The sequence below is a fragment of the Arenibaculum sp. genome (genome assembly GCF_035998295.1).
Classification (GTDB): Bacteria; Pseudomonadota; Alphaproteobacteria; order Azospirillales; family Azospirillaceae; genus DASYHS01.
Window position 1 is genome coordinate 1 of sequence record NZ_DASYHS010000210.1, and the last position, 6,854, is coordinate 6,854.

General features: G+C 72.3%; 3 protein-coding genes and 2 pseudogenes. All 5 read right to left on the minus strand.

Features of this window, described 5'->3' with window-relative positions:
• Nucleotides 1–510 (minus strand): annotated as a pseudogene (locus VGO20_RS20425) (hypothetical protein); the annotation flags it as partial.
• A 7-nt stretch (nucleotides 511–517) separates the two neighbouring features.
• A complete protein-coding gene (locus tag VGO20_RS20430; RefSeq protein WP_327504228.1) occupies nucleotides 518–1,336 on the minus strand; it encodes a hypothetical protein in 819 nt (272 codons plus the stop codon).
• A gap of 3 nt (nucleotides 1,337–1,339) precedes the next feature.
• Nucleotides 1,340–3,268: a hypothetical protein gene (locus VGO20_RS20435; protein ID WP_327504229.1), complete on the minus strand. Its 1,929-nt coding sequence runs from the start codon at nucleotides 3,266–3,268 to the stop codon at nucleotides 1,340–1,342.
• Between the two features lie 3 nt (nucleotides 3,269–3,271).
• Nucleotides 3,272–3,670: a hypothetical protein gene (locus VGO20_RS20440; protein ID WP_327504230.1), complete on the minus strand. Its 399-nt coding sequence runs from the start codon at nucleotides 3,668–3,670 to the stop codon at nucleotides 3,272–3,274.
• 7 nt (nucleotides 3,671–3,677) lie between these two features.
• Nucleotides 3,678–6,854: pseudogene (locus VGO20_RS20445) on the minus strand (hypothetical protein); the annotation flags it as partial.

Sequence of the window (6,854 nt, forward strand, 5' to 3'; positions counted from 1 at the left end):
GTCGCCGGCGGCGAGCGGCACGGTGCCGTCGCCCCTGCGCAGGCTCACCGCCCCCGGCCCGGCGTCCAGGGTCACGGGCCCGGTGTTGGCGGCCGAGGCCAGGAACCAGAACTCCATGCCGTCGACGTAGCGGGCCACCGAGGGGGCGTGGGCGATCACGATCGCGTCCGCGGTGCCGACTGCGGCGGGCATGCCGCCGCCGAAGCGCGCCCAGTCGGCATCGCCGGCCGGGCAGTAGACCCGCTTGAGGCCGGCGGCGAAGTTGACGAGCGCGTTGGCGTTGGAGGAGCGGATGGGCGAGCGGGCCAGGGTCTGGGGCGGGCCGGCATTGACGGTGCCGTCGCCGATCTCCCAGGCGGAGCCGTCCTCGTTCTCGATCACGTAGCGGGCGGTGGCGCCGGCGCCGAACTCGTCGACGAAGCCGCGCCGCCCGGTGGGCGGGGCCAGCAGCTCGATCGGGCCGGTGCCGGTGGTGGTGGAGGTCTGCTCGACGCGGTTGCCGATGCTCATCTCTGTCTCACAATGCCTGGATGATGCTGAAGGACTTCGCGAACAGGGCGGCGTTCGACTGCTCGATCGGGGAGCAGTCCAGCAGCTCGCCGAGGATCGCCTCCGTCGGTTCGTGGCCGCCGCCGGGGTCGGGGGAGAACAGAAGCTGGCCCCGCAGGCCCACGACCCGCGACAGCTCCTCGAACGTCTCCTTCGCCTCGGCGCGGGTCAGGGCCGGGAAGCCGAGATTGACGCGCCGGCGGCGATGCCGCAGGTCCTTCAGCCGGATGCCCGAGCGCGGCGCGGTGGTCACGATCGTGGCGTCGTCCCACAGGCTGCCCCAGCCATAGGCGAAGCTGTTCTCCGGGCGGACCGCCGGCCCGGCCCAGGCACGGCCGAGATCGACGAAGCCGACGGCGCCCAGCGAGGGCGCATCGAGATCGAACCGCCACCAGCGCGCGACGACCGGCGCATCCAGCCACAGCAGCGTCAGGCCGTAGCCGCGCGCGACCCGGCAGGCGAGCGGCCCGGTGTCGAGCAGCGCGCCGGTGCCCGGGGCGTCGAGGTCGAGGCGGTGCCGCACCGTGTCGGCCGGCGCGAGATGCCCGACCGGCTCCCCGCGGCCGTCGATGCCGCCGGCGTCATGCGGCTGGAGCAGCGCCAGCACGCCGACCTCGCGCGGCTGGCCGAAATCGACGATCCCGTGGACCGCGGTGCTGGTCGCGCGCCACCGCCGCTGCGCGATCGGCTCGGCCAGGTTGGTCGCGGGCAGCGTCAGCGGACCGGCCGAGCCCGCCATGCGGGTCTCAGGCTGGTCGACCCAGTTGATGTAGGACAGTCTTGGCATGGGTCACCCGAACACGGTGAGGGAGACGGAGCGCTCGTCGCAGCGCTCGGAGATCGCGACGACCCGGACCGGCCGGTCCGCGCCGATGCCGTGGCGCGGCCAGGTCAGCGTCACGCAGTCGTCGAGGCCGATCTCGTGGCCGAACGTGCGGACGGGGACGCGGAACAGGTTCCGCCCCGGCGGGTAGAGCGCGATCAGGTGGTCGGCCAGCGCCTGGGCATCGGCCGCCTCGTCGAACAGGGACGGCAGCGGTGCCGGTGCGGTCGACTGCTGGTGCCGGACCGCGGCCGCGTGGTTGTAGGCGGCGACGAACCGGTATTCCTGCTGCAGGAAGGCGACGTCGGCGCCGGCGGCGAAGTCCCGGTCCTGGACCGTCCAGTTCCGCCGGTACCCGACCACGCGGCGCCGGTTCGGCGGGTCGATGCTGTCCGGCAGGCGCAGCCGCTCGATCTCGCCGGCGACCTCGGACGGGCCGATGCGGATGTCGGACGGCACCGGCGGCATCAGCCGCCCGACCGCGATCCGGCCGTCGCGGCGCGCGCCCCAGTAGCCGGCGCAATGGGCCATGACCGCCGTGCAGCCGGCGGCGACCGTCGACGGCTCGGACACGTGCCAGCCGATCGTGCCCGGCAGCGCCGCGGACAGGGCGTCGAAGGCGTCCCCGTCGATCAGCCCGGCCCCGATGGCGCCGCGGTCGACCAGGATGCGCCGGACGATGCCGGCGGTGTCGGCGAGGTATCCGCCCTCGGCGTCACCCTCGACATCCGCCGTGACCAGGCCCTGGCCGCCCAGGAAGGCCACCCTGAACAGGCCGCGGGCGAGGCAGGTGTGGAAGGTTCCGGGCGCGATGCCGGCCGCGACCAGCGAAGCGAAGTCGGGATGGTCGATGCCGGCGGCGGCGAGCGGCGCGCCGCGGTCGCGGACCGCGAGCACCGCCCGTATCGCCCGGTCGTGGACCTGGAACACCAGGTTGGCCGGATCGATCAGCACCGGTCGGAGATTGCGGCACAGCCCGTAGCTCTGCGGCACCGGCCGGCCCTCGACCTCCGGCGACCCGCCGAGCCCGCCGCTGCCGTCATAGAGGACCGGCTGGATCGGCACGTCCAGCAGGTAGCCGTTGTCGCGCAGGCCGATGCGCAGGCGCTGCTCGTCCGCCCACCAGCCGGTGCCGGCACCCCGGAAGACGAGCCGGCGCTCGGACAGCGGCCGGCTCGGCCGCAGCAGGTGGACCTCGATCGGCCGGCCGTCGACCGCCAGCCGGCGCGGCAGGTCGTCATAGACGCCGTCGCCGTTCTCGATGTCGATCTCGCCCAGGCCGAGCGCGATGCGCCGGTCGTTCTCGGGGGTCAGCGGGATGGCCCTGTCGATGGTCAGCGGCACCGTCGCCCGGCCTTCGTAATGGGTGTCGGCCGGCTCGTCGGTCGGGCGGCTCGTGAAGCCGGCGTCGGAGAAGTGCAGCGCCGTCGTGGCGCTGAGCCCGCCGGCCGACGGGCTGGTGCCCGCAGCCAGCGCCGCGGCGACGGGGATGCCGGTGGAGCGCACCGTGCCGTCGCCGGCATAGGCGGTCAGGGTGACGAGATAGACGAGCCCGTCCGAGGTGCCGGTTCCCGGGGCCGTCGACCAGAAGGCGGCCGGGCTGCCGAGGACGACGCCGGAGGCGGTGCCGGTCGGAGCCGCGACCAGCGTCGCCGCCGGCACCCCGGATGCCGTCGCCGATCCGGCACCTGCCGGAGCGACGACGAGGTCGACCGCCGGCGCGCCGGCGGCACCTGGCGGCAGGCCGGGTGCCGAGACGGCCAGGGCGACGGTGCCAGGCGCGCCGAGTGCCGCGAGCGAGGCGATGCCGACAGTCGCGAGCGTGCGGTTCACCGCCGCCGTGGCCGCGGCCAGCGTCGAGGAGACGGAGGTCGCGGTGGGTCCGACCGAGCGCATGGATCAGATCCTGAAGATCTTGTTGGCGCCGTCGTCCCACGGCACCAGCACGGTGCCGCCATGGGGCGCGAAGGGCAGGCCGGTCGCCTGGTCGATCCACAGGATCAGCCGGCTGGTCGCCGCGTCCCCGGTCCACTGGTAGAGGACGATCGCCTCCACGCTCGATCCGGACACGCCGGTGAAGCTGGCATCCGCGGCGTCGAACGCCCCGTCGGCGACGCTCTTGCCCGACAGGACGGCCGGCGTGCCGACGACTGCGGCGGAGACGGAAGAGAAGAACTCGTGCGCCGCGTCGAAGCCGGCGACACCCGTGTCGATCAGCGCCACGCGGATCTCGTCCGCCAGCAGATCGACCTTCTTCGTCAGGAAGCCTTCCTTGGCTTTCGGGTACATCTGGTTCATGGGATTCCTACGCCACCAGTGAAGCTTGGGTCTGCCGGTCGATCGCACGCTCGACCTTGCGGGTTTCGGCCGTGTTGTCCTCGACCGCGTTCTCGACCCGGCGTGCGCCTTCGGCCGCGGTCGCGATCTGTGCGTTCATCAGGCGCTCCTGCTCGCTTCGAAGCGCCTTCAGTTCGGCCGCGATCGCCTCGAGCCTCGTCTCGACGCCGCGGTCGTTGGCTGCCGCCGCCGCGCGGGGGAGCGGCGGCAGCGGCACCGCCTGCGTCACGCGCATCGAGACGTCGTGCGGCAGGATCTCCTCCCCGCCGCGCAGGCGGATCAGCTCCGGCCCCTTCTCGCCGACCCAGGCCCAGCCCGGGGAGGCCGAGGACGTGCCGGCGGCGAAGCCGCGGATGTCGAGCACGGCGCGCTGCAGCTGATCGAAGGCGGCCGGCAGGTTGGTCCAGGAGATCTGCGATATCGCGTCGCGCAGTTCGGGGGTGATCCCCGCGAGCTGCAGGGCGGCGTCGCGCACGAAGCTGGAGACGATCGAGACGTAGTCGTTGATGCCGAAGGACTGGGCCTTGTTGACCGACCCGATCCGGTAGCCCGATCCGTATTTGGTCGAGGCGAAGACCGCGGCGTCGGTGGGCAGCGTGCCGCCGGTGATCGCCGTCAGCTGTTGCGCGAAGCCCGACAGGATCACGCGGAGTTGGTCCGCCCGGTCGAACTGGGCGCTGCCGCGGTCCGAAGCGGTCCCGGTCACGGCCCCGGTCATGGTCTTGAACATCTGGACCGCCAGTTCCTGGTTGCCGGTGGCTCCGGCCGCCCGGACGCCGCCGATCTGGCCGGCGAGATTGGCCGCCGCCCCGCGGGCCGTCGCCGCCCGGGCGTCGATCTGTGCCTGCCGGGCCTGGCGGGCGGCCTCTTCGGCTTCCTTTCGCTGGCGTTCCAGGCGCTCCTGCTGCTGGACCTGCAGGAAGTCCTCCAGCAGCGAGGCGATCTTGCTGTTGCCGGCCGCGATCTGCTCGGCGATCGTCCTTTCGCCGGCCGAAACGCCCGCCAACTGGGAGAGCTGCTCGACCGACACCGTGGACTGCCCCTTGAGCACCCCGTCGATGATACCGAGCGTCTGAAGCTGCCCGCGCAGGATCTCGGCGTTCGGTCCCTCGGGGTTGGCCAGTTCGTCGCGGATCTTGCGCAGCAGCTCGGCCTGGATGTGCAGGACGTCGGCCTGGGTCTGCTGCCGGCCGGCCTCGCCGCCGGCGACGACCCCGGCATCGCGCAGGACCTGCATGACGCGGTCGAAATCGGTCGCGTAGGCCGTGGTCGAGCCGTTGTAAGCCATGCTCGCTTCCAGCAGCTGCTGGCCGAGCTGCGGCAACCGCTGCATTGCGGCCTGGTCGCCGGCGAGGGCGGCCGACGCGGTCTGGTCGAACTGGCCGCGCTGCTCGGCCAGCCTGTCGCGGGCGGAGAGCGTCGACAGGTTCCCCGTGCGCAGCTGGTGGACCGCTTCCTGCAGTGTGCGGGCGAGGTTCCGGAACGCTTCCGCGGCCTGGCGGGCGGTGCTTTCGGCCGAGGCCGAGAGCTGGATCTGGGCGTCGATCTCCTTCGCGGCCGACTGGCCCAGTTCGCGCAGCTTGGCTTCGAGCAGGTCGGCCAGGTGCACGGCCTGCCCGAGGCCTTCGATCTGCTCGGCCGAAAGCCCTTCGAAGAAGCGCTTCAGCTCCAGGGCGTTCAGGTGGCGCACGCGGTCGAGATCGGCCTCGGCGTCGATCGCCTCGCGGATGCGCTGCCGGTGCGCCTCCTCCAGGTTCTGGAAGGCGAGTTCGGCATCGTTCTCGAAGGCGAGGATCGCGTCCTCGATCCCCTTCGCGAAGTCGTCCTTGATCCTCTGCCGGGCCTTGTCGAAGCTGTCGGCCAGCAGGTCGGTGTCGAGCCCGAGTTCCTTGGCCTGCGAGGAGAGCTGCTGGAACTGCCGCGTCAGGTCGGCCAGCATCTTGCTGACGCCCGTCATCGGCTCGCCGGCCAGGGCGTAGAACTGCTCCATCGCCGGGACCAGCTGTGCGATCCGCTGCTGGCGCTCGACCTCCTTGCGGTCGCGTTCGGCCCGCCGCTGGGCGGATTTTCCGATCAGCCCGCCTGCGACGCCTGCGATGGCGGCGATGCCAATTCCGATGGGTCCCGCGCCAAGGGCAGCCGCCGCGATCCCGCCCGACAGCCCACCCATGATCGGTGATCCGGATTGGTACCCCACTAGGCCACCGGCCAGAGCACCGCCGGCGCCGGGCAACGCCCCGATGAAGGCGTTGCCGGCACCCGTCAGCATGACGTCACCGGCCACCGCTTCCGGAATGACCCCGACCGCGGATTTCGACAGGCCGAGCGCCTGCCCAACCGAGCTGGTTGCGAAGGAGCCCCCAAGCTTCGTCAGCCCGGCGCTTCCCAATCCGCTTGCCCCGAAACCGCCGCCACCTCCGGGCAGTCCCAGCGATGCCAGGGTGCTGCCACCGACCCCGGCGGTCTGCAGGACGGCGCCGACCACCGGCTGGAACACCAGCATCGTCACCAGCTCTGCGGCGAGCCGGGCGAAGATGCCTTTGATCGTATCGGCGAAATCGGCAAAGCCCTTCCGGTTGCCCGAGAAGATGTTCTCGAAGGCCGTGGTGAAGGCGCCCTCGATGCCGCGGAGCGCGTCCTTGAACGGCTGCATCAGCTGGTCTCGACGGGCCTGAGCCTGCTGGTACTGCTGCTCCGCCTGATCCGCGTCTCTGAGCAGGTCGATGTAGTGGGCGTAGGCCGCCTTGAACTCGTCGGTGCCCTCCGTCGCCTCGCGCAGGGCCAGGGCATGCGCCCGGATCGCCAGCTCCGCCTCGCGGACGGCTTCCGGCCCCTCGGCGACCGCGCGGGTGAGCGCCTTGTTGGCCTCGATCGCCTGCCGGATATCGGACGTGGTTTCGTCCCGGATCTGCTTGACCACCGCGGCTTCCTGGCGCATCAGCGCCGTGCGGGTCGCGGTCCCTTCCGCCGCCGAGCGCGCGTCCGCCGCAGCGACCTCGTTGTCGATGGCCGCCTGGCGCATGGCGGCCTCGCCCTGCCCGGCCGCCTCGGCCAGACGCTCCTGGGCCGTTGCCTGCAAGTCGAGCTGATGCGTCAGCTGCGTGAGCGCCTGGGTATGGGCGGCGGTCGCCAGGGCCTCGGCAGC